Below are 18630 nucleotides of genomic sequence, written 5' to 3' on the forward strand. Positions count from 1 at the left end.
GGGGCTACAGGGGCTGGCCGAAGACCGGCGCGGCCCCAGGCAAGGAGAAAGAAAATGCGCAAAGTGATGTTGGTGATGCTCGTCGCGGTTATGGCCCTGAGCGGGGCCTGCGCCACCAAGAGCCAGGAAACCGTGGCCACCGGCGCGGGAGTGGGCGCGGTGGTCGGCGGGGTGATCGGCTATCTGGTGGGCGGACGCAGCGGCGCGGCCATCGGCGCGGCCCTGGGCGCGGGCGCGGGGGCCCTGGTGGGCAACGAGGTGGACAACGAGCAGAAAAAGTACGCCACCCAGGAGCAATGGCTGGATTCCCAGATCACCCAGACCGAGAACCTGAACCAGCGGGCCCTGGCCCACAACCAGGCCATGGAAAAGAAGCTGGCCGAGATGCGCTTCGGGGGCAAACGCATGCAGGCCATGGCCAAGCAGAACAAGCTCCAGGCCTCCCAACTGGCCCAGGAGAAGGCCAAGGTGGAGGCCGAGCAAGCCAGCACCAAGGAACTGATGGCCGAGGTGACCAAGGAGATCGAGCAGACCCAATACATCCTGGGCAACAAGAAGATAGAAAGCGACAAGCAGAAACAGGAGCTGCTCGCCTCGGTCAAGACCCTGCAGGAACGCCAACGGGAGTTGGAAAGCCAACTCAACGTGCTGGCCCAGCTGCCCATCAACACCATGTAGGAAAGCCAAGATGTTCAAAGTCGCATTGACGCTGCTGATGCTGGCTTGCGCCGGGCTGGCCGGTTGCCACACCACCTCCGACCCGGCCAAGGGCGGTTTCTTCGACTACTTCGTGCACCGGGGCGACTACGAGCAAAGACAGGCCCAGCGCGAGCAACAGCTGACCCAACTGCAGGCCAAGAACGCCAGCCTGAACCAACAAGGCAGCGCCCTGGAGAGCCAGATGGCCCAGGAGCGCCAAAAGCTGGACGCCTCGCAGGCCCGCATGCAGGTGACCAGCGCCGAACTGGACAAGATGCGCCGGGCCATCCAGCAGGGCAAGATAAAAAACGCCCAGGACCGGCAAGCGGTGGAGGCGCTGCTCAAGCGCCGGGCCGAGCTGCAAGGCAAGCTGAGCCAGTTGCGCGGCCAGAAAAATCTGAGCGTGCCCGAGCTGCAGGCCCAGATCGCCCAGCTGCAAAAAGAGATCGCCGAGTTGGAGGAAGAGGTGCTGGCCCGCACGGGCCTGTAGGAAAATCATGGCCCAGCGATTTTTGACCTTATGCCTGCTGCTGCTCTGCGCCGCCTGCGCCACGCCCCACGACCTGGTCCAGGTGCCCTCGGTGACCCCGGCGGAGGTCTGTTCCCTGCTAAGCGAAGCCGGTTACCAGCCGGGCGATTGCCGGTTTGTGATGGACACCGAGCAGATGCGCCGGGCGCTGATGCGCTTCCAGGAGGACCAGCGCCTGGCCCCCGCCGACGGCAACCTGGACCAGCAGACCTGGGCGCGCCTCAAGGCCGCGGCCAGGGAGCGGAGGCGCAGCGGGAGGCCCTGGTACCAGGCGGGGCCCCGGGATGGGCCCGAGCCACCGCCGCCCCCGGCCGCCCCGGCCCCTACCCCGGCCAAGCCCAAGCCCGCGCCGCCCTCGGCGGCCCCCTCTCCCGCGCCCTCCCGGACGGCCCTGCAACCGGGGGACGAGGTGTACGTGCTGGAGCGCGCCAAGTGCCTGCCCCAGGGCGGGGCCTGGCTTCTGGTCTACGTGGGCCAGGTGCGCTCCCTGGAGGAGGGCCGGGTGTGGGTCACCCTGTCGGAGCGCCTCAGCTATCGCTACAACCCCGGTGAAAAGGGGGTGAACGCCAAGGACTGGTTCTGCGTTCCCCGCCGCCGCCACTGCTACAGCCCGGTGCCCTTCGGCGACTGGGGAGGCCGCTACCGGCCGGGCCAGACCGCCGCCTTTGACCAGGGCAAGGCCCACCGCCTCTCGGGCGGCCGCAAGGACAACCTGTATGGCCTGGCCCGCAATTACTGCCGCCAAACTGGTCCTGGCCGTCGGGGCCCTGCTGCTGGCCCTGGGCTTGGCGGCCCCGGCCCCGGCCCAGCCGCCGGGCCAGGCCTGGACCAACGACCAGAACATGTTTCTCTTCTACCAGGCCTTTTTGAAGATCCAGGAAGAGGCCCTGGAGAAACAGAGCGGCCGCCAGATCGTGCGCCAGGCGCTGCGGCGCTATCTGGAGGGCCTGGACCCCTACTCCACCTACCTGAGCCCCCGGGAGTATGAGGCCCACAAAAACTCGGGCAAGGCCGGTTACTCCGGGGTGGGTATGGACGTTTACCGCGAGCCTTCCGGCGCACTGGTGTGCCTGCCCCACCCCGGCTCCCCGGCCGAAAAGGCCGGAATCCACAGCGGCGACCGGCTGGTCAGCGTGGACGGCCGGCAGGTGGCCGGGCTCTCGCTCTTGGCGGTGGGCGATCTGGTGCGCGGGCCGGTGGGCAGCCGGGTGAGCCTGGTGCTGCGAACCCCGCAGGGCGAGCGCCGGGTGCGCCTCCAGCGCCGGGCCCTGGACAACACGGCGGTTAGCCATAGCCGCCGGCCGGGGCTGCTCCTGGTGCGGGTGCTGCGCTTTGACAGCTCCACCCCCGACCTGCTGCGCCAGGCGCTGGCCCAGGCCAAGCGCGGCGACAAGCTGGTCATCGACCTGCGCTCCTGCCGGGGGGGCAGCCTCTTCGCCGGGGTGGACGCGGCCGACCTGCTGCTGCCCCTGGGTAAAACCATCGTCACCCTGCGCCGCCGGGAAGAGAGCAAAACCTATCGCAGCCGCCAGGCGCCCCTCAAGCTGGAGGGCCCCTTGTTCCTTTGGCAAGACCGCTACACCGCCAGCTCGGCCGAGCTGATGATCGCCGCGCTGGTGCAAAACCAGGTGGCCCGCTCGGTGGGCACCGTCAGCTTCGGCAAGGCCTCCACCCAGAAGGTCTTCCCCTTGCAAGACGGCTCGGCCCTGGTGCTCACCGACGGCCAATTGCTGGCCCCGGACGGCCACACCTGGAACCACAAGGGCCTTCGCCCCAGCCTGCCCCTGCCCGGCGAAAACCCCGGCCTCGCGCAATACCTGGCCGCCACCACCGGCCCCGCGCCAGGCCCCCGCGTCGCCGCCTGCCCCGGCCCCGGCCAAAGGCGCGGCCCCGGCCACCTTTTTGAAAAGGGTGGTCCCCCCGCCCGTTGCCTCGGCCACCAACTATTACGTCTGCCTGGACACGCCCCGCGACAGCGCCCCGGCCGCGCGGGAACAGATCCTGGCCTTTGCCGATAAGATGCCTCCGGAGTTGGCCTTGGTTCCCACGGCCTCGGAGCTGGTATCTTCCTCGCAGGGCAAGTTCTTCGCCTGCCTGCCGCCCCAGCCCACCAGAGGCCAGGCCCAGGAGCGGCTGAAGGTGCTGGACCGGCGGGGAGTGGGCGTGTTGGGCATCAAGGAAGGCAAGGCCCCGCAGGCCTCCGCCGCAGCCAAGCCCACCCCGCCCAACCCGGCGGACTGGTTCATCCAGGTCAACCGCTTCGATGAAACCGCCAACGCCCTGAAAGACGCCAAGGCCTTGGCGAACAAGGGCGGCCCGGTGACGATCATGGTCACGGTGCCCCAGCCCCAGTTCCGCGACCGGGTCGCCGCCTGGCTCCAGGGCCACCGCCTGGCTGGGGAGATATTTCTTTGCCCCGCCCGGGCCAAGGGCTGCGGCGTCTCCTACAGCGTGCTGGCCGGGCCCTACTACGCCCAGGTCGAGAAGCTGCGCCGCGGCCTGCTGGGCGATTGGCCCGGCGCCTTTTGGCTGCAACGCAAGGATTTGCCTTATCGCTATTGAGGGGGAACGGGGCGAGGCCCGCGCGCGGGGCGGGGCGGGAGGCGCGGCGGAAAAAGACAGGTTGAAAACTGGTCGGGGCGCCCGGATTTGAACCGGGGACCCCCTGCGCCCAAGGCAGGTGCGCTGCCAGACTGCGCCACGCCCCGACCTAAACTGTCTTCTTCTCTACCCGCCCAGGAAGCCGCGCAGCTCCCGGGCCAACTGGGTCAGGGCCCGGCCCCGGTGGCTGATGGCGTTTTTCTCCGCCGCCGGAATCTGGGCCACCGTGAGCCCCCGCTCCGGCAAAAAAAACACCGGGTCGTAGCCGAAACCGTTGTGCCCGGCCGGGGCCGGGGCGATGCGCCCTTCCAGGCGTCCCGTGGCCACCAGCTCGGCCCCGTCGGGCCGCCGGCAAAGCATAACACAAACAAAGGCCGCGGCCCGCTTGGCCGGCGGCACCCCCAGCATGGCCGTGAGCAGCTTGGCGCAGTTGGCCGCGTCGTCGCCGTGCTCCCCGGCGTAGCGGGCGCTGTGCACCCCCGGCGCGCCGTCCAGCGCCTCCACCACCAGGCCCGAGTCGTCGGCCAACACCGGTCGGCCCAGGGCACGGCCCACCGCCACCGCCTTGAGCCGGGCGTTGTCCTCGAAGGTCTCGCCGGTCTCGGGCACCTCGTCGGTGAAGCCCAGGGAGGAGGCGGTGACCACCTCTATGCCCCAGGGGGCGCAGATGGCCGCGATCTCGGCCAGCTTGCCGGGGTTGCCCGAGGCCAGCACCAGCTCCACTAGGCCGCCTCCAGGGCGGCCAGCTGGGCCGCGAAAATCTCGCGCCCGGCCCCCATGCCCGCCTTGACCAACAGGGCCAGCTCCTCGGGGCTGAACAGGCCGTCCTCGCCGGTGCCCTGCACCTCCACCAGCCCCTCGGGGGCCAGCACCAGGTTCAGGTCCAGCTCGGCGGTGGAGTCCTCGGCGTAGCACAAATCCAGGCGCAGCTCGCCCGCGATGCGCCCCAGGCTGATGGCCGCCACCTGGCGCGAAGGGGCCAGGCCCAGCTTTTTCATGGCCAGGGCCAGGGCCACCCAGCCGCCGCAGATGGAGGCGCAGCGGGTGCCGCCATCGGCCACCAGCACGTCGCAGTCCAGGCGGATGGTGTGCCCGGCCAGCGCCGGCAGGTCCGCCGCCATGCGCAGGCTGCGCCCGATGAGGCGGCTGATCTCCTGGGCCCGGCCCTTGTTGCGGTGCTCGCGCCCGGTGCGGGTGTGGGTGGAGCGGGGCAGCATGGCGTATTCGGCCGTGACCCAGCCCTTGCCCCCGCCATCCAGCCAGCCGGGCACCTTGTCCTCCAGCGAGGCGGTGCACAGCACCTGGGTCTGGCCAAAGCTGGCCAGGCAACTGCCCTCGGCATAGGGGTTGACCCCGGTGGCGAGGCTCAAGGGACGCATTTCCAGGGGCTTTCGACCGTAGGGCCGCAAGAGGGCCTCCTTTTTCAAGTGCTTGGGAGTGGGCTAAATCTAGCTTAGGCCCCCAGGGGTGTCAACCCGCCGGAAAGCCCCACGATATGGCCATCAGGCGGTTGACGCCCGGCCGAGCTTGGCTTAGAGTTGGGGCCTGCGCTACGGGAGCGTGGTGGAATTGGTATACACGCTGGCCTTAGGAGCCAGTGCCGCAAGGCATGGGGGTTCGAGTCCCCCCGCTCCCACCAAAACACGAATCTGTTTGAGAAAGTCGTGTATGGGGTTAATGCCCTAGCTATATTTCTTTGACGACAATCCTAAAAACAAATACTAGGTAAGTTTCCATTGGTACGGCTTCAAACCAAAAATTCTTTTTTCTCTTCGGTATTCTAATACTTCTGGGACAATACTCATGGAGTTTGCCCACTTAAATATCATATGTTTATGTGTATTCTCCATCTGACATCCAAAAAATACAGCCTTGAGTGCCCCCTCTGGATAAACATGGTCTTGTTTTCCTCCTCCGATTTTAACAAGACGCCATTCTTTCTCGTATTCCCAAATTTTGGACTTTGAAAAAACTGTTGCCCTTATTTCCTCTTCTTCTGGATATGATGGACCAGTTATCTCGGGGTATTCTTCAATATATTCAACTTGGACAGATTCTCCAAAAAAGGGATTGTTGTGCTCAAAACATAGACAAAATCCTCTATGTCCGTTCGCATAATGAGACCACATTAACAAATTATCAGGCACTTCAGTCAGGCAAAGGATACCATTTTGATAAAACCTTTTTTTCAAGTTTTCTCTTATAGTATTAAAGTTAATCTTATCATATATTCGGTTGTTAATTTGCTTCGTTACCCATGATCTACGAGTGCTTCTATTCCAATCGGGGTGCTTTCTCTTGGCCATGCCTTCCATATATTGTTTCCATTTTTCCTTATCTCTTGAAAAGCGAACCAAATCTACATTACAGTCAAAAGGATCATTAAACATATCCGCGGTTGGAAAGAAAAGTTTTCTTTCTGAAAATATTGACTCTATCCACTTAAAGTTTGTTTGGTCATTAATGGAAAAATAACGAAATAGATGAGTTGGAATTTCAGGCATTACGCCCCCCGTGACTTTTAATGGGCTTTTCTTGTGGTACGGTTGTCCCTGCCCCTTACACCAAATCCCCCACCACTCTCTTTCTCAACCCTCTTGCTTCCCCCAACCATATCCCGCCCCCCGCTTTCGTCCCGCAACCCAGGCGAACTGCCGCGCTTACTCCCCGGTCTCGGGCACCAGCCCGGCGGCCTTGATCCCGTGCACGGCGCACTGTTCGTCTACCTCCGACAGGTCGCCGCTGACCCCCACCGAGCCCACCAGCTCGCCCTCGGGGGTGTGGATCAGCACCCCGCCGGGCAGGGGCACCAGCTTGCCGCCGGAGATGGCCGCCAGGCCGGTAAAGAACACCGGCATGCTCTCGGCGCGGCGGGCCAGCTCGCGGCCGGCCTGGCCCATGCCCAACACCCCCCAGGCCTTGGCCCGGGCGATGTCGGCCCGGAGCAGCCCGCAGCCGTCCTCGCGTTTGACCACCTTGTAGTGGCCGCCCTGATCCAGGACCACCACGGTCAGCGGCTTGGCCTTGATTTCCCGCCCCTTTTTCAGGGTCTCGTCAGCGATGATCTCCGCTTGGGCCAGACTCAGCTCGGGCATGACGGCTTCTCCCATTCTCGGTAAGGCGGTTCGCGCTCAGAGGGCATCTATCCCCATTATGCGGCAAGCCCCTTGGCAGGTTCACCCCGCCCCCTCCACCAGCGCCTCCACCATCTTTTTTCTGAGCGCCCGCGCCCGCTCCAGCTCCTGGGACAGCTCGCGGCGCTCCGCTTCCTGCCAGCCGCCCAGGCGCGCCTTCTGCGCGGGGCAGAGGTGCCAGTCGCAGACCCAGGGGCGCAGGGGCCGGGCCAGGCGGCAGCCGTGAGGGCCCAGGTGGGGGCAGGCCCCGCCGGGGGCGTAGCTGATTTGCTTAAGCGGCAGGGGCAGCCCGGCCAGGTGCAAGAAGGCCAGGTCGGCGAAGCCCCACCACAGGCGGGCGCGCACGCAGCAGGGATCCAGGCAGCGGGGACAGGTGGCGGCGCAGAGGCGCTCCATGAAGGGGGCCAGGGCCAGACGGGCGGCGGCGAACTCGTGGGCCAGGGACCGGGCCGGGGCGCAGGCGGGAAGCCGGCTCAGGGCGTCAAGGGCCTGGTTGGCTTGGGCCCACTGGCCGGGGCCGGACCAGGGCGGCCCGCTGGGCATGGGCGCGGGGGGCATGGCTCCTCCCGGAGGCCGCCCGGCCAAGGCGTGGGGGCCGGGCTATTGCAAAATCATGGGCTGTTGGCTGGCGCCCGCCGGTGCGGCGATGAGCTCCCGGCCGGGGTTGGCCTGTTGCCAGCAGGCGGCCAGGCCCCGGCTGCGCTCGGCGTTGGGGCCGCCCAGCTTGGAGCCCTCCCAGGCCAGCCAACTGACCGTGGCCCGGGTGGGCATGTCCGAGGCCTCGATGACCTCCAGCACCTCCTCAGGCGGGTACTCCAAGAGAATCTCCATGGCGGCCATGCAGGTGGCGGCGAGAATTTCCCAATCGCCCTCGCCCCCCTCTATGGCGGCGATGGCCTGCACCAGATTTTCCCAAGCTACGGCCACGTCCACGGCTGCCTCCCTGGCTGCGGTTGTCGAATCAAGCTTTTGATAAAGCTACCCAAGGGCCGGGGGGGCGTCAAGCGGCCGCCGTCCGGGGAAACAGGCCCATGGACACCGCGCCCCTGGGTGTGCTAATCAAAAATATAGGGATACCGTAGGTGTTTGTCCGGCGTGTTCTTGCCTGGGGGAGGGAAGATGAAAGGCATCGGCCGCATGCTGGCCTGGCCCTGGGAATACATGCTGATTTTCGGGGCTCTGCTGGCCAGCAATTTTTGCCCCACCCGGCCCGCCCCCGAGCCGGAGCGCCGCCCCGAGCGGGCGGGCGACTTTGTCCAATACCTGGGCCAGGCCACGGTGCTCATGGGCCTGGACGGCAAGCACCTGTTGACCGACCCCATGTTCTCCCGGCGTTTCGCCATGGCCAAGATGGTCAAGCGGCGCACCGCACCGCCGCTCGAGGTGGATCAGCTGCCGCCCATCGACCTGGTGCTACTCTCCCACGCCCACGGCGACCACCTGGACCTGCCCAGCCTGAGGGCCGTGGCCGCCCACAACCCCGCGCCCCTGACCATCGTGGGCGCGCGGGGGGTGGCGGGCTATGCCAAGGCCAAGCTGGAGCCCAAGCACCCGGTGCACGCCATCGACCTGGACTGGGGCGACCGGGCCGCGGTGAAGGGCTTGAACATCACCTGTTGGCCGGGCAAGCACCTGGGGGGCCGCCACTGGATCACCCTGGACTTCCGGAAATACGGCTACGGCGGCTTCGTGGTTACCTCCGCGAGGCGCAGTGTCTACTACCCCGGCGACAGCGGCATGTGCCCCGCCTTTGCCGAGCTGCCCGGCTCGTTCAACCTGGACCTGGCCCTGATGCCCATCGACGCCTCCAACCGGCGCGATTTCCTGCGGCCCCGCCACATGAACCCCCATGACGCCCTGGAGGCCTTCCGCCAGTCCGGAGCCAAGCGCATGGTGCCGGTGCACTGGGGAACCTTCACCCTGTGCAACGAGTCCCTGGGGCGCAGCCAAAGGCTCCTGCGCGAGGCGCTGGCCGACGACCCGGTGCTGGCCAGCCAGGTGTACAACCTGCCCCTGGGGGGCGTATTGACCCTCTAATTAAGGAAACCGCCCATGCCCCAAGACAACCAGCGCATCTACGTGAAGCCGTCCTACGGCGTGAACTACGAGCCCGGCCTGGTGGGCTTTTCCTTCACCCCCGGCGCTTTTGTCAGCGAGGGCATCACCATCGTCACCGGCGACGAGGCGCTGAGCGGGGTGCAGGTGTCCCACGCCTTTTTGGTGGAGAACGCGACCTATTGCATCGAGGCCACCGGCCAGGGGGTGGTGCGCAACCGGCTGAGCCATTACTTCGGCCACGAGTGCGAGGTCTACTTCAAGCGGCCCAAGGGCATGAACTCCGCACGGGCGGCCATGGTCCTGGACGCGGCCCGGGCCCACCTGGGCCAAGGCTATTCCTTTGTGGGCATCTTCGGCATGCTCCTGGACAAGCTGGTCAAGGTGGGCGACCACTGGAACCTGCTGGCCAAGTGGCGCAACCCCTTCAACAGCCGCTCCACCTGGTTCTGCTCGGAGCTGGTGGCCTTTTCCCTGTACTGCCTGCCCGAATACCGCGAAAGCGACCTGCTCAAGAAATGGCATCCCTCGCGGGTAAGCCCCCAGCGCCTTTTCGAGAGCGACCTGCTGGAGCCCTGGTCCATCCGCACCCCCGAAGAGGTGAAAAAGCGCTTCGCCGCCTACATCAAGAGCTGAACCTTGCCCACCATCCCGGGGCCGCGCCCGGGCCGGGCATCGCCTCGCCGCCGCACACTGTTCGCGACGGGCACAGGTTGTCGGGTGATCGCTAGGTGATGTAAGGCCGGGGTTGTCTCCGCCCCCTCCGGGGCCTAGGAATCAGCGGTAGCGTCGCTTTTGGCCGTCTCGGCCTGCAAGGGCAGGACCAGGCGAAACACCGCGCCGTGGGGCTGGTTGTCGCCTATCTCCAGGCGGCCGCCGTGGGCCTCGGCCACCTTGTTCACCACCGGCAGGCCCAGGCCGGTGCCTTCCTTCTTGGTGGTGAAAAAGGGCAGCAATATCTGCCCGCGCTCGGCCGGAGACACCCCCTCGCCCTGGTCGGACACGGCCAGCGCCACGTAATCACCCTGGCGCCAGGCGTCCAGGCTCACCTCGCCCTGGGGCGGCGAGGCCTGCACGGCGTTGTTGATGAGGTTGATCAGGGCCTGTTGCAGGCGTTGGGGGTCGGCCTCCAGGTCGGGAAGGCCCTCCTCCAGGTCGCTGGCCAGGCGCACCTGCCGGCTCTCGGCCAGGGGCGCGGCCACCTCCAGGGTGCGCTCCGCCAGGTCGCGCAGGTCCAGGGGCTGGCGGTGCAGCTCCAGGGGCCGGGAGAAGTCCAGCATCTCGCGCACCATGTCTTCCAGGCGGGCGGTCTGCTCGATCACCACCCCCAGCTTGTGCGCCTCGGGGCCTTCCGGGTCCAGCTTGCGCCGCACCTGGGCCGAGAAGCCGCCGATGGCCATGAGGGGGGTTTTCATGTCGTGGGCCACGCTGGCCACCGCCCGCCCCACGGCGGCCAGGTTTTCGGCCCGGCGAGCCGCAAGCTGGTGGACCTGCTCCCGGCGGCGCAGCCAACCCACCAAGAGCCCCACGGCCACAAACAAGACCATCTGGGTGGCGGCCGAGGCCATGGTGGCCGGGGTCAAGTTGTGCACCAGGGCCACGTAAGGAGCGTAGACCCCGGAGACCAGCAAGGCGATGAGCAGCCCCGCCCAGGGCCCCCACCAAAAGCCGGTGAGGATAATGGGCAGGAAATAGAAGTCCTGCAAAAACACGTGGGCCACCGCCTGGTCTGGCCCCAGGCGAAAATGCAGCCAACTGATGAAGATCACCAGCACCAGAACCAGGGGGAACCGCAGGCGGGTGTAGCGTCGAGTCGCTTCCATGCCCCCATAATGCCACGGTGGGCCCAGGTTGACTAGGCCGGAAGTGAGCCCGCCGCCCCGGCTGGACCGGGACGGCGGGATTGTCGCGCATGGGCCGTCAGCCGCCCCGTTCTTGGGGCCGCGATTCGCTAATCGAAGATCAACGCCCAACCAGGCGCCGCGATGTCAACGGCCAGGCCGCGCCCTAGCTCTCCAGGTCCGCCTTCATGGCCTGGAACTCCTCTTTGGTTATCTCGCCCTTGGCGTAGCGTTCGCGCAGGATGGCCAGGGAGCGGTCATGGCCCGCGGTGGAGTGGAAAATGGGCGGGGCCTGGTCCTTGCGCGAGGCGGCGAAGAGCCACTTGACCAGGGCCACCCCGGCCACAATGATCAAGATCCAGATGATGATCATGAAGGGCCCTCCCAACCAGCCGCCCCATCCGTACATCATGTGCCCGCCCCAGCCGGGGCCGCCGCCATAACCGCCGCCGTATTGGGCCAGGGGCTCGCTCAGGGCCTTTTGGGCCAACCAGTCTACAAACATGGTTTAGGTCTCCTTGGGCGGGGTGGCCCCGGCGTAGGTCACCAGGTTGGCCATGCCCGCCTCCATATGATAGAGATTGTGGCAATGATGGAACCAAAGGCCGGGGTTGTCGGCCACGAATTCCACGTCCAAGCGGCGCATGGGCTCCACCACTGCCGTATCCTTCACCAGCCAGCGCTCCGGCGGCAGCGCGAAGTTCACAATTCGGAAAAAATGCCCGTGCAGGTGCATGGGGTGAGGGATCATGCTGCGGTTGAAATAGCTCAGGCGCACCTTTTCCCCTGGAGCCGCGCCCAGGCGCTCGCTGTCGGGGTACATGCGGCCGTTGATGCTCCAATAGGGCGAGTGCATGCCCCCGCTCAGCACCTGTTGGTACCAGCGCTGGGGAGGCCCGGCGGGGTGGGCCACCGGCCGGGCGGCGGCCAGGTCCCAATAGGTGGCCAGGCTCAGGCCGGGGCGGAAGCCGGGCCGGTTGGGCGGGCGGTCCTCATATCCCTGGTAGAGCACGGCCGTGGCCAGGCCGCTTTCGCCCAGGCCGGTGTCGTAGGCCTGCAGCAGCCAGGCGCCGGGGTTGTCGGCCGTGAACTCCACGTCCACCCGCTCGCCCATGGCCAGGCGCACCACGTCAAAGGTCTTGGGGGTTATATCCTGGCCGTCCAGGGCCAGCACGGTGAGCCGGTGCCCGGCCAGGCTGAGGTCATAGGTGGTGGCCGAGGAGGCGTTGATGAGCCTGAGGCGCACCTTGTCGCCCTTTTTCACCTTGATAGGCTCCCCATGGGGATAAAGCCTCCCGTTGACCGCGTAGCCCTGGTAATAGGGCTCGGTCAGGGGTTCGCCGGGGGCTCCGCTCCAGCCGCCCCTGCCGCCCCTGCCGCCCATTCTGCCCCGGCCCATCATGCCGCCGCCCATCATGCCGCCCATGGGGGAGCGCCGGGGCACCGGGGCCATGCCGCCGCCGTCGGCCAACACCCAGTCGGCCAGGAGCAAGACCTCCTCGCGGTCCCAGCCGCCCACGGGCCGGGCGGGCTCGACGATCAGCGCGCCGTAGAGGCCCTGGTCCAGTTGGTAGCCGAAGTGGGAGTGATAAAAATAGGTGCCCGCCGGGTGGGCGCGGAAACGGTAGGTGAAGCTCCCGCCGGGAGGCACGGCGGCCTGGGTGACGCCGGGCACCCCGTCCATGGCGTTGGGCACGGGCTGGCCGTGCCAGTGGATGGTGGTGGGCCGTTGCAGGCGGTTGCGCAGGATCACCTGCAGCTCTTGGCCCTCCCGCACCCTGATCACCGGTCCCGGCGTCTGGCCGTTGAAGGAAAAAGCATTAAAGGCGGGGCCTCGACCCAGATCGATGCGCGACTCCTGGGCCGTAAGCTCCAGTTTGGTTCCCCCGGCGGCCCACCCCGGCACGGACCACAGGCCGCCGGCCGCAGCCCCGGCCAAGGCGCCGAGCGAGGTCTGTAGAAATTTGCGCCGGGTATATTCCATTGGTTCGATCCTAAGTTAGGGTGCCGCCTTGCCCTAGGTTAATAGCAGCACCCGTGCCAAGGCTCTCCGCGGCCAGCCTTTACGATTTTGATACGTATTAACAAGTTGTTACGAGGCAGGACCGGAAAATGGCGGCGGCTGGCGCCTCTCCTGGACGCATAATTTTTATGCGTCTGGAGGCAGGGCCGGGAAAATCCTTCGCGTGGCTAAGGATAAAAGGGCTTAATCTTTTTCCAACTCCTCAAGTTTGCGATCCAACTCGGCCAGGGCCTCCTCGGCGTCCTCCACCCGCTGCCATTGCCAGGGGCGCACCGAATGGGCCGGCAGGGCGGCGCGGGCCTGTTCCACGTCCTCAATCAGCCCATGTCGCTGAGCCAACAATTCTTCCCGCTGTTGCCTGTTCATGAAACTCCTCGCTAAGCGGTTCTTGTAATATTGTGAAGGCAAAGGCCCCGGCCATGCAAATTTTCCCTCCTGGCGAAGCCAAAAGCGGCTGGTACAATAGAACAAGCGGTATGCCATTGAGCATTCCCATGGCCCGCGACACCACAAACCCCGCGAGGTGCGCATGCGTGTAGAGATCACTCCAGAGGCCCGCGAGTGGTTGGCCTCCCGAGGCAATCAGTTGACCATCATGCCCCCGGTCCGCGGCGGCGGCTGAGCCCCCGCCACCGGGGCGCAGTTCGCGCCCCAACCCCCGGACCCAGACCAGAAGCACCTGTTCAACCGCCAGGTCGTCGATGGCGTGGAGGTTTTCCTGCAGCGCGGCCTGATGCTGTCCGGCCCCAAGATCTACGTCAGCCTGGGCGGCTTCTGGCGTCTGCGCTGGCTGAAGGTGGACGGGGTCGGCTCCCTGGCCGCCGCCTGCTCCTTCTAGGGCCCTCACAGGACATCGCCTCGGCGCCCGGCCCGGGGCGTCGCCCCAACGGACGGCGAGGGGGAGTGGTTTGCCCCCCGTAGGGTCCTGCTGCGCCCCCGAAGTACCTGTGCACTCCCGCTTAGCCCTGTCCAGTTATAGCCGTCATCGCGAGGAGCATCCCGGCAGGGGATGCGACGAAGCGATCTTCGCTTTCCCCCAGGCGGGAAGGTTTGCGGCGCGGTGGGGCGGTGAGGCCCTGTCGTACTGGCAAAGGCATGACGATGGGAAACGGAAGATTGCCACGGCCGGGCAGGAGGGGCAACCTGCTTCGGCCGGACGCAGGCCGTTGCCCGGCCTCGCAATGACGGCTAATGGCTATAGATAATTGTTGGGTTTCGCCGCGCTCTACCCAACCTACGCTATTGCTCAGAAGGGGCCCGCAACCGGCGCCCTCTCACGCGGCACAGCCAGGGGTTCGTGGGCAAGGCGTCGGGCCAGCGAGACCCGCAGGCGTATTGGTTAATACGTCGAGGAGGTGAGCGACGCCCGCAACACAGCCCACGGACGACTGGCGCAGCCGCGCGGCACAGCCAGGGGGAAGTTGTTTAGCCTTCCACCACGGCCCGCCGCTCGCGGCCAATCCGGCTGTCGGGAATGAGCAGGTAGAGGAGCCCGGCCAGGCTCAAGCCCCCGGCCATGAACAGCCACACCGGCCAGTAGCCCTCGATGCCGTGCATGGCCGAAGGCTCCCCGTCCACCAAGAAGCCGGCCGTCTGCATCAGAGCCGCCGCGCCCAGCATGGTGTAGAGGTTGATGCCGGTCAGGGCCCGCGCCGCCAGGTGGTCGGGCAACAGTTCCTTGATGTGGGGATACATCACCTGTCCCGGGGCCGACATCAGCCCCAGCAGGAAGAACAGGACGCAGAGCACCCACATCGGCATGCCCTGCATCAGGCCCAGGGAAAGGGTGAGCCCCGCCGAGACGAACAGGCCCGGCATGGCCACCCGCTTGCGCGAGCCCAGCACATCGTCGCTAACCCGGCCCCACAGGGGCAGGCCGATCATGTAGCCCACCGGCACGAACAGCAGGATGTTGCCGGTCTGCACCTGGTCCAGGCCCAGGCCGTTCATCAGGTAGGGGCCGGCCCACAGGCCCTGCAGGGCCATGAGGCAGCCGTAGCGGAAAAAGGTGCTCAGGCTGATCACCCAGTAATAGCCATGGCGGAAAAGCTGGGCCAGGCCCTTGAGGGGATTCTCCTTTCCCACCAGGGGCAGCTCCACCCCCGGCGGGGTGTCGCGCACCACCAGGTAGAACAGCCCGGTCAGCAGGGCATTGATCGCGGCCACCACGATGAACGCCCCTCGCCAGCCCATGGCCTGGGAGATGTAGACCAGGGGGGTGGCGGCCAGGAACTGCCCCGCCGTGCTGGCCCCCACGATGGCCCCGGTGAGGGTGGCGAAACGATGCGGCGGAAACCAGGCGGCGATGAGCATCATGGCCCCGATCATGTTGCAGCTCATGCCCACGCCCAGGAGCATGCGGCCCAAGGTGGCCACCCCCCCGCCGGGGGCCGCGGCGAAAAGCAGCGCCCCCGCCACGCCCAAGAGGTTGAGCAGGGTCATGACCCGCCGGGTGCCCCAACGGTCCAGGACAAAACCCAGGGGGATCTGGGCGGCGGCAAAGGTGTAGAAAAAGGCGGCGGAAAGATCGCTGAGCCGGGCGGCGTCCAGGCCCAGGTCCGCGCTGAGCTGGGGGCTGATCACCGTGACCGAGACGCGGTAGAACATGCTCAGCATGTAGCAGCTGATGCAGACGAAATAGATGGCCCAGGCGCGTCCGCGATCTCCGGCCCGGGCGTTGACGCTCAGGTTAAACATGGGCCCTATGATACCCGCCGTCCAGCCGCCGGGCACCCCCTAGGCTGGCCTCGCGGGCGCTTGATTTACCGGAGGCGGCAGGGCCCGCACCTGGCCCGGCTCCCAGTCGCCCATCTCGCCGTAGAAGATGCCGCCGCAGCCGCCCAGGAGCAGCAGCCCACATAACAGCGGCGCTGCCAGCCACAGGGCGCGGGGCGATCGGAGCAAGCGGGCCATCACGCGGGTGCGCCTACTTGGCCCGTAGCGGGGCCGGCGGCCCGGCGATCAGCTCGGCCCGGTGCTCGGGGTTCAGGTACTTTCGCACCGCGGCCAGCACCTGCTCGGCGGTGACCGCCTTGATCTTGTCCGGCACCTGGGTGTAGCTGAGCCAGCCCAGGCCGTTCAGCTCGCCGTCGGCCATGGCCGCGGCCTGGGCGCCGTAGCGCTGCAGTCCAACGGCGTAGCCGCCCAGGAAATAGGCCTTGGCCCGAGCCATCTCCTTGGGGCTGGGGGCCTGGGCGTGCAGGCGTCCCAGATGCTCGCCGATGCCCGCCAGGGCCGCTGGCTCCTTGCCCGGCCCCACGCCCATGTACACCCCGAAGATGCCCCCGCCTTTGCTGGGGCTATAGAAAGGCTGCACCGCGTAGGCCAGGGAGCGCTTGTCCCTCAAATCCTCGAAGAGCCGCCCGCCCATGCCGCCCAACACCGCGTCGGCCAGCTCCAGGGGCCAGCGCTGGGGCGAGGCCAGGCCCGGGGCCACGAAGCCCAAGAGGATCTGGCTCTGCTTGGCCTGGGGCTCGTCGATCTTGCTTAGGCGGGGTTTGGCCGGGGCGCTGAGCGGGGTCACCTTGACCGGGGCGGCCTGGCCCTTGAGCCCGCCCAACAGCCTCTTGGCCTCGGCGATGAACTCCGCCGGCTCCACGTCGCCCACCACGGCCAGCACGCAGCCGCCGGGCCCGCGCAGGCGCTGCATCACCGCCTTGAGCTGGGCCGGGCCGAAGGTGGCCAGGGTCTGGGGGGTGCCCAGGGGGTCGTGGCCAAAGGGGTGGTCGCCGTAGACCAGGCGGCGAAAACGCTTGAAAGCCCGAGCCACCGGCGAGTTCTGCTGGGCCCTGAGAGCGGCCAACTGCTCCTGCCTGGCCCGCTCCACCTGGGCGGTCGGGAAGTTGGCCCCGGTCCACACCTGGGTCATCAGCTCCAGGCCCCGTTTCCAGTCCCGGGCCAAAAAGCTGCCCGAGAGCCCGGCGTCGGTCTTGGAGCTGAAGCCGCTGAGCGAGCCGGCCATGTCCTCCAGCTCGCGGGTAAGCTCCTCGTAGCTCATGTCCTTGGTGCCCCGCTCCACGGCGCGGGACCACAGGTTGTAGAGCCCGGCCTGCTGGTCGCTCTCCGCCGCCTGGCCGCCCGGCGCGGCCAACAGGTAGCTGACGATGGGCACCGCGTGGGCGGGCTTGATCAACAGGATCAGGCCGTTGTCCAAGACCACCCGCTGGGGCCCCTGGGCCTCCTTTTGGGCCGGGGCCTGGGTGTAGAGGGCCATGGCCTGCTTTTTGAGGGCGGCCAGCTCGGGCGCGGGGGTGCCCTCGGGCACCTGGATCACTACAGAGAGCCCGGCCGGGCTCAGCCAGCGGTGGGTCACCTCGGACACCGCCGCGGCGTCCACCGCGTTGAAGCGCTGGGTGTAGGTGACGATGTTCTCAAAGCCGCCCCGGAACATCTCGAAGTAGCCCAGCTCCCGGGCCTGGCCCTGCATGGTCTGGCGGGAGCGCACAAAGGTGGCGGCCAGGTTGACCCGGGCGCGCTTTAGCTCCTCGCCGCTGGGGGGCCGGGTGAACAGGGTCATGGCCTGGGCCAGCATGGCCGGCCAGGCGGAGTTGACCTTGTCCGGGGCCAGGGAGGCCTCCATCTCGAACAGTCCCACCCCCTGGGGGGTGTAGGCCGAGGCGTCGGCAGAGTCCACCAGGCCCTGCTTCTCCTTGAGGTTGCTCCACAAGCGGCTGGTCTGGCCGTCGCCCAAAACGGTGGAGGCCATGTCCAGGGGATAGACCGCCGGATCGGGCAGGCCGGGGGTCAGCCAGGTCATGCTGATGCTGGCCTGGCTCACCTTGTCGCGCATGATCTTCAGGCGCGGGCCCAGGGGCCGGGGGTCCGGGGGCAGCTTGAACTCCGGCGCGGGCTGCTTGGACAACGGGGCGAAGGCCTTGGCGATCAGGGGCATGATCTCGGCGGTCTTGAAATCGCCCACCGCCACCACCAGCATGTCGGGGGCGCGGTACCAGCGGGCCCGGTAGTCCAGGATGTCCTGGCGGGTGATGCCCCGCACCGAGGCGATGGAGCCGATGATGGGCCGCCCGTAGGGGGAGTCGCCAAAGGCCTGGGCGAACACCTCCCAGCCCTTGCGCCGGGCCGGGTTGTTCTGGTTCATGCGGATCTCTTCGATCACCACCTCTTTTTCCTTGGCCAGCTCGGCCGGGTCGAAGGTGGCCTCGACCACCGCGTCGGCCAGGATGTCCAGGGCCTGGCCCGCCGAGGCGCTGGCCGCGGTCACGTAGTAGTTGGTGTGGTCAAAGGTGGTGTAGGCGTTGACCTCGCCGCCCAGGGCCTCGATCTCCATGGCCATCTGCCCGGCCGGGCGGCGGGGGGTGCCCTTGAAGATCATGTGCTCTATCAGGTGGGTGATGCCGTACTCGCCCTTTTTCTCGTAGATGGAACCCGCGCGCACCCACACCTGGAAGGAAACCACCGGGGACTCGTGGTTTTCGGAGGTGATGACCTTCAGGCCGTTGGGCAGGGTGTGACGTCGGGGCGCGGACCAGGCGGCCAGGGGAAGCAGAACCAGGGCCAGCAGCACTACCAGGAAAGGCGAAAAGCGGCGCATATGATTTCTCCCACGGAGCGCGAACCCCGCTCGGGCTGGTGAACAAACATGTCCTATAAAGTTATGACCGGCGGGCCTTGTCTTCAACCCCCCTGGCCCTGCGCTGGAATGCGCCGATTTTTCACGCGGGGCGGCGAGCCCAAGGGGCAACCAAACGTCTCGTCGTTGCGGCGACTATCGGCCTTGAGGTATGGGCG

General features: G+C 66.9%; 21 protein-coding genes and 2 tRNA genes. 9 read left to right on the forward strand and 14 right to left on the reverse strand.

Annotation, left to right across the window (positions count from 1 at the left end):
- Window positions 1–54 precede the first annotated feature (54 nt).
- From AACH32_RS20445 to AACH32_RS20465, 5 genes are read left to right on the forward strand one after another with little or no spacing between them, the layout of a single operon-like run.
- Window positions 55–678 (forward strand): glycine zipper domain-containing protein, encoded by a 624-nt coding sequence (locus AACH32_RS20445; protein WP_338603791.1) that lies wholly within the window; start codon window positions 55–57, stop codon window positions 676–678.
- Between the two features lie 10 nt (window positions 679–688).
- Window positions 689–1189 (forward strand): hypothetical protein, encoded by a 501-nt coding sequence (locus tag AACH32_RS20450; RefSeq protein WP_338603794.1) that lies wholly within the window; start codon window positions 689–691, stop codon window positions 1187–1189.
- A gap of 7 nt (window positions 1190–1196) precedes the next feature.
- Complete coding sequence (locus AACH32_RS20455) at window positions 1197–2216, forward strand: peptidoglycan-binding domain-containing protein (RefSeq protein ID WP_338603796.1); 1020 nt, start codon at window positions 1197–1199, stop codon at window positions 2214–2216.
- Window positions 2143–3246 (forward strand): S41 family peptidase, encoded by a 1104-nt coding sequence (locus tag AACH32_RS20460; RefSeq protein ID WP_338606680.1) that lies wholly within the window; start codon window positions 2143–2145, stop codon window positions 3244–3246. Before AACH32_RS20455 ends, AACH32_RS20460 begins: the two co-directional genes overlap by 74 nt.
- Before the next feature lie 19 nt (window positions 3247–3265).
- Window positions 3266–3790, forward strand: coding sequence for a hypothetical protein (locus AACH32_RS20465; RefSeq protein WP_338603798.1), 525 nt, complete (start codon window positions 3266–3268; stop codon window positions 3788–3790).
- Between the two features lie 69 nt (window positions 3791–3859).
- Here AACH32_RS20465 and AACH32_RS20470 read toward each other — a convergent pair.
- The 3 genes from AACH32_RS20470 to rph all read right to left on the reverse strand — a co-directional run bounded on the left by AACH32_RS20470 (window position 3860) and on the right by rph (window position 5238).
- Window positions 3860–3936 (reverse strand) — tRNA-Pro (locus AACH32_RS20470).
- A gap of 19 nt (window positions 3937–3955) precedes the next feature.
- On the reverse strand, window positions 3956–4552 hold the full coding sequence (locus tag AACH32_RS20475; protein WP_338603800.1) for an XTP/dITP diphosphatase: 597 nt from the start codon (window positions 4550–4552) through the stop codon (window positions 3956–3958).
- Window positions 4552–5238 carry a ribonuclease PH gene (rph, locus tag AACH32_RS20480; protein ID WP_338603802.1) on the reverse strand — a complete coding sequence of 229 codons (687 nt, stop codon included), beginning with the start codon at window positions 5236–5238 and terminating at the stop codon, window positions 4552–4554. The genes AACH32_RS20475 and rph overlap by 1 nt, the downstream gene beginning before the upstream one ends.
- A 145-nt stretch (window positions 5239–5383) precedes the next feature.
- On the opposite strand from rph, the gene AACH32_RS20485 reads away from it, so the two are divergent.
- Window positions 5384–5468 (forward strand) — tRNA-Leu (locus AACH32_RS20485).
- Between the two features lie 82 nt (window positions 5469–5550).
- Here the strand turns inward: AACH32_RS20485 and AACH32_RS20490 are convergent.
- From AACH32_RS20490 to AACH32_RS20505, 4 genes are all read right to left on the reverse strand, one after another.
- On the reverse strand, window positions 5551–6333 hold the full coding sequence (locus AACH32_RS20490) for a DUF2971 domain-containing protein (RefSeq protein ID WP_338603805.1): 783 nt from the start codon (window positions 6331–6333) through the stop codon (window positions 5551–5553).
- A 156-nt stretch (window positions 6334–6489) separates the two neighbouring features.
- A complete protein-coding gene (locus AACH32_RS20495; RefSeq protein ID WP_338603808.1) occupies window positions 6490–6924 on the reverse strand; it encodes a GlcG/HbpS family heme-binding protein in 435 nt (144 codons plus the stop codon).
- Between the two features lie 81 nt (window positions 6925–7005).
- Window positions 7006–7521 (reverse strand): hypothetical protein, encoded by a 516-nt coding sequence (locus AACH32_RS20500; protein ID WP_338603811.1) that lies wholly within the window; start codon window positions 7519–7521, stop codon window positions 7006–7008.
- Between the two features lie 42 nt (window positions 7522–7563).
- Complete coding sequence (locus tag AACH32_RS20505) at window positions 7564–7896, reverse strand: hypothetical protein (protein WP_338603814.1); 333 nt, start codon at window positions 7894–7896, stop codon at window positions 7564–7566.
- Between the two features lie 186 nt (window positions 7897–8082).
- Here AACH32_RS20505 and AACH32_RS20510 point away from each other — a divergent pair, with 186 nt between their 5' ends.
- Window positions 8083–9000, forward strand: a complete 918-nt coding sequence (locus AACH32_RS20510; RefSeq protein ID WP_338603817.1) for an MBL fold metallo-hydrolase — start codon at window positions 8083–8085, stop codon at window positions 8998–9000.
- Window positions 9001–9015: 15 nt separating this feature from the next.
- Complete coding sequence (locus AACH32_RS20515) at window positions 9016–9654, forward strand: hypothetical protein (RefSeq protein WP_338603820.1); 639 nt, start codon at window positions 9016–9018, stop codon at window positions 9652–9654.
- 134 nt (window positions 9655–9788) lie between these two features.
- Here AACH32_RS20515 and AACH32_RS20520 read toward each other — a convergent pair whose 3' ends face one another.
- From AACH32_RS20520 to AACH32_RS20535, 4 genes are all read right to left on the reverse strand, one after another.
- A complete protein-coding gene (locus AACH32_RS20520) occupies window positions 9789–10841 on the reverse strand; it encodes an ATP-binding protein (protein WP_338603824.1) in 1053 nt (350 codons plus the stop codon).
- A gap of 184 nt (window positions 10842–11025) precedes the next feature.
- On the reverse strand, window positions 11026–11364 hold the full coding sequence (locus tag AACH32_RS20525) for an SHOCT domain-containing protein (RefSeq protein WP_338603826.1): 339 nt from the start codon (window positions 11362–11364) through the stop codon (window positions 11026–11028).
- A gap of 3 nt (window positions 11365–11367) precedes the next feature.
- Window positions 11368–12843 (reverse strand): multicopper oxidase family protein, encoded by a 1476-nt coding sequence (locus AACH32_RS20530; protein WP_338603828.1) that lies wholly within the window; start codon window positions 12841–12843, stop codon window positions 11368–11370.
- Between the two features lie 222 nt (window positions 12844–13065).
- Entirely contained in the window at window positions 13066–13248 is a 183-nt protein-coding gene (locus AACH32_RS20535) for a hypothetical protein (RefSeq protein ID WP_338603830.1), read from the reverse strand.
- Window positions 13249–13588: 340 nt separating this feature from the next.
- Here AACH32_RS20535 and AACH32_RS20540 point away from each other — a divergent pair, with 340 nt between their 5' ends.
- Window positions 13589–13720 (forward strand): hypothetical protein, encoded by a 132-nt coding sequence (locus tag AACH32_RS20540; RefSeq protein WP_338603832.1) that lies wholly within the window; start codon window positions 13589–13591, stop codon window positions 13718–13720.
- Window positions 13721–14307: 587 nt separating this feature from the next.
- Here the strand turns inward: AACH32_RS20540 and AACH32_RS20545 are convergent.
- From AACH32_RS20545 to AACH32_RS20555, 3 genes are read right to left on the reverse strand one after another with little or no spacing between them, the layout of a single operon-like run.
- Complete coding sequence (locus AACH32_RS20545; protein WP_338603836.1) at window positions 14308–15579, reverse strand: MFS transporter; 1272 nt, start codon at window positions 15577–15579, stop codon at window positions 14308–14310.
- A 39-nt stretch (window positions 15580–15618) separates the two neighbouring features.
- Window positions 15619–15795 carry a hypothetical protein gene (locus AACH32_RS20550; protein ID WP_338603838.1) on the reverse strand — a complete coding sequence of 59 codons (177 nt, stop codon included), beginning with the start codon at window positions 15793–15795 and terminating at the stop codon, window positions 15619–15621.
- Between the two features lie 13 nt (window positions 15796–15808).
- Complete coding sequence (locus tag AACH32_RS20555; protein ID WP_338603841.1) at window positions 15809–18433, reverse strand: M16 family metallopeptidase; 2625 nt, start codon at window positions 18431–18433, stop codon at window positions 15809–15811.
- Window positions 18434–18630 lie beyond the last annotated feature (197 nt).

The sequence above is a fragment of the Desulfoferula mesophila genome (genome assembly GCF_037076455.1).
GTDB classification, from domain to species: Bacteria; Desulfobacterota; Desulfarculia; order Desulfarculales; family Desulfarculaceae; genus Desulfoferula; species Desulfoferula mesophila.

Excerpts from the sequence above, each read along its gene's own strand:
- AACH32_RS20445 (WP_338603791.1), top strand. The coding sequence starts at position 55 with ATGCGCAAAGTGATGTTGGTGATGCTCGTCGCGGTTATGGCCCTGAGC.
- AACH32_RS20450 (WP_338603794.1), top strand. The coding sequence starts at position 689 with ATGTTCAAAGTCGCATTGACGCTGCTGATGCTGGCTTGCGCCGGGCTG.
- AACH32_RS20455 (WP_338603796.1), top strand. The coding sequence starts at position 1,197 with ATGGCCCAGCGATTTTTGACCTTATGCCTGCTGCTGCTCTGCGCCGCC.
- AACH32_RS20490 (WP_338603805.1), bottom strand. The coding sequence starts at position 6,333 with ATGCCTGAAATTCCAACTCATCTATTTCGTTATTTTTCCATTAATGAC.
- AACH32_RS20495 (WP_338603808.1), bottom strand. The coding sequence starts at position 6,924 with ATGCCCGAGCTGAGTCTGGCCCAAGCGGAGATCATCGCTGACGAGACC.
- AACH32_RS20500 (WP_338603811.1), bottom strand. The coding sequence starts at position 7,521 with ATGCCCCCCGCGCCCATGCCCAGCGGGCCGCCCTGGTCCGGCCCCGGC.
- AACH32_RS20510 (WP_338603817.1), top strand. The coding sequence starts at position 8,083 with ATGAAAGGCATCGGCCGCATGCTGGCCTGGCCCTGGGAATACATGCTG.
- AACH32_RS20515 (WP_338603820.1), top strand. The coding sequence starts at position 9,016 with ATGCCCCAAGACAACCAGCGCATCTACGTGAAGCCGTCCTACGGCGTG.
- AACH32_RS20520 (WP_338603824.1), bottom strand. The coding sequence starts at position 10,841 with ATGGAAGCGACTCGACGCTACACCCGCCTGCGGTTCCCCCTGGTTCTG.
- AACH32_RS20525 (WP_338603826.1), bottom strand. The coding sequence starts at position 11,364 with ATGTTTGTAGACTGGTTGGCCCAAAAGGCCCTGAGCGAGCCCCTGGCC.
- AACH32_RS20530 (WP_338603828.1), bottom strand. The coding sequence starts at position 12,843 with ATGGAATATACCCGGCGCAAATTTCTACAGACCTCGCTCGGCGCCTTG.
- AACH32_RS20535 (WP_338603830.1), bottom strand. The coding sequence starts at position 13,248 with ATGAACAGGCAACAGCGGGAAGAATTGTTGGCTCAGCGACATGGGCTG.
- AACH32_RS20545 (WP_338603836.1), bottom strand. The coding sequence starts at position 15,579 with ATGTTTAACCTGAGCGTCAACGCCCGGGCCGGAGATCGCGGACGCGCC.
- AACH32_RS20550 (WP_338603838.1), bottom strand. The coding sequence starts at position 15,795 with ATGGCCCGCTTGCTCCGATCGCCCCGCGCCCTGTGGCTGGCAGCGCCG.
- AACH32_RS20555 (WP_338603841.1), bottom strand. The coding sequence starts at position 18,433 with ATGCGCCGCTTTTCGCCTTTCCTGGTAGTGCTGCTGGCCCTGGTTCTG.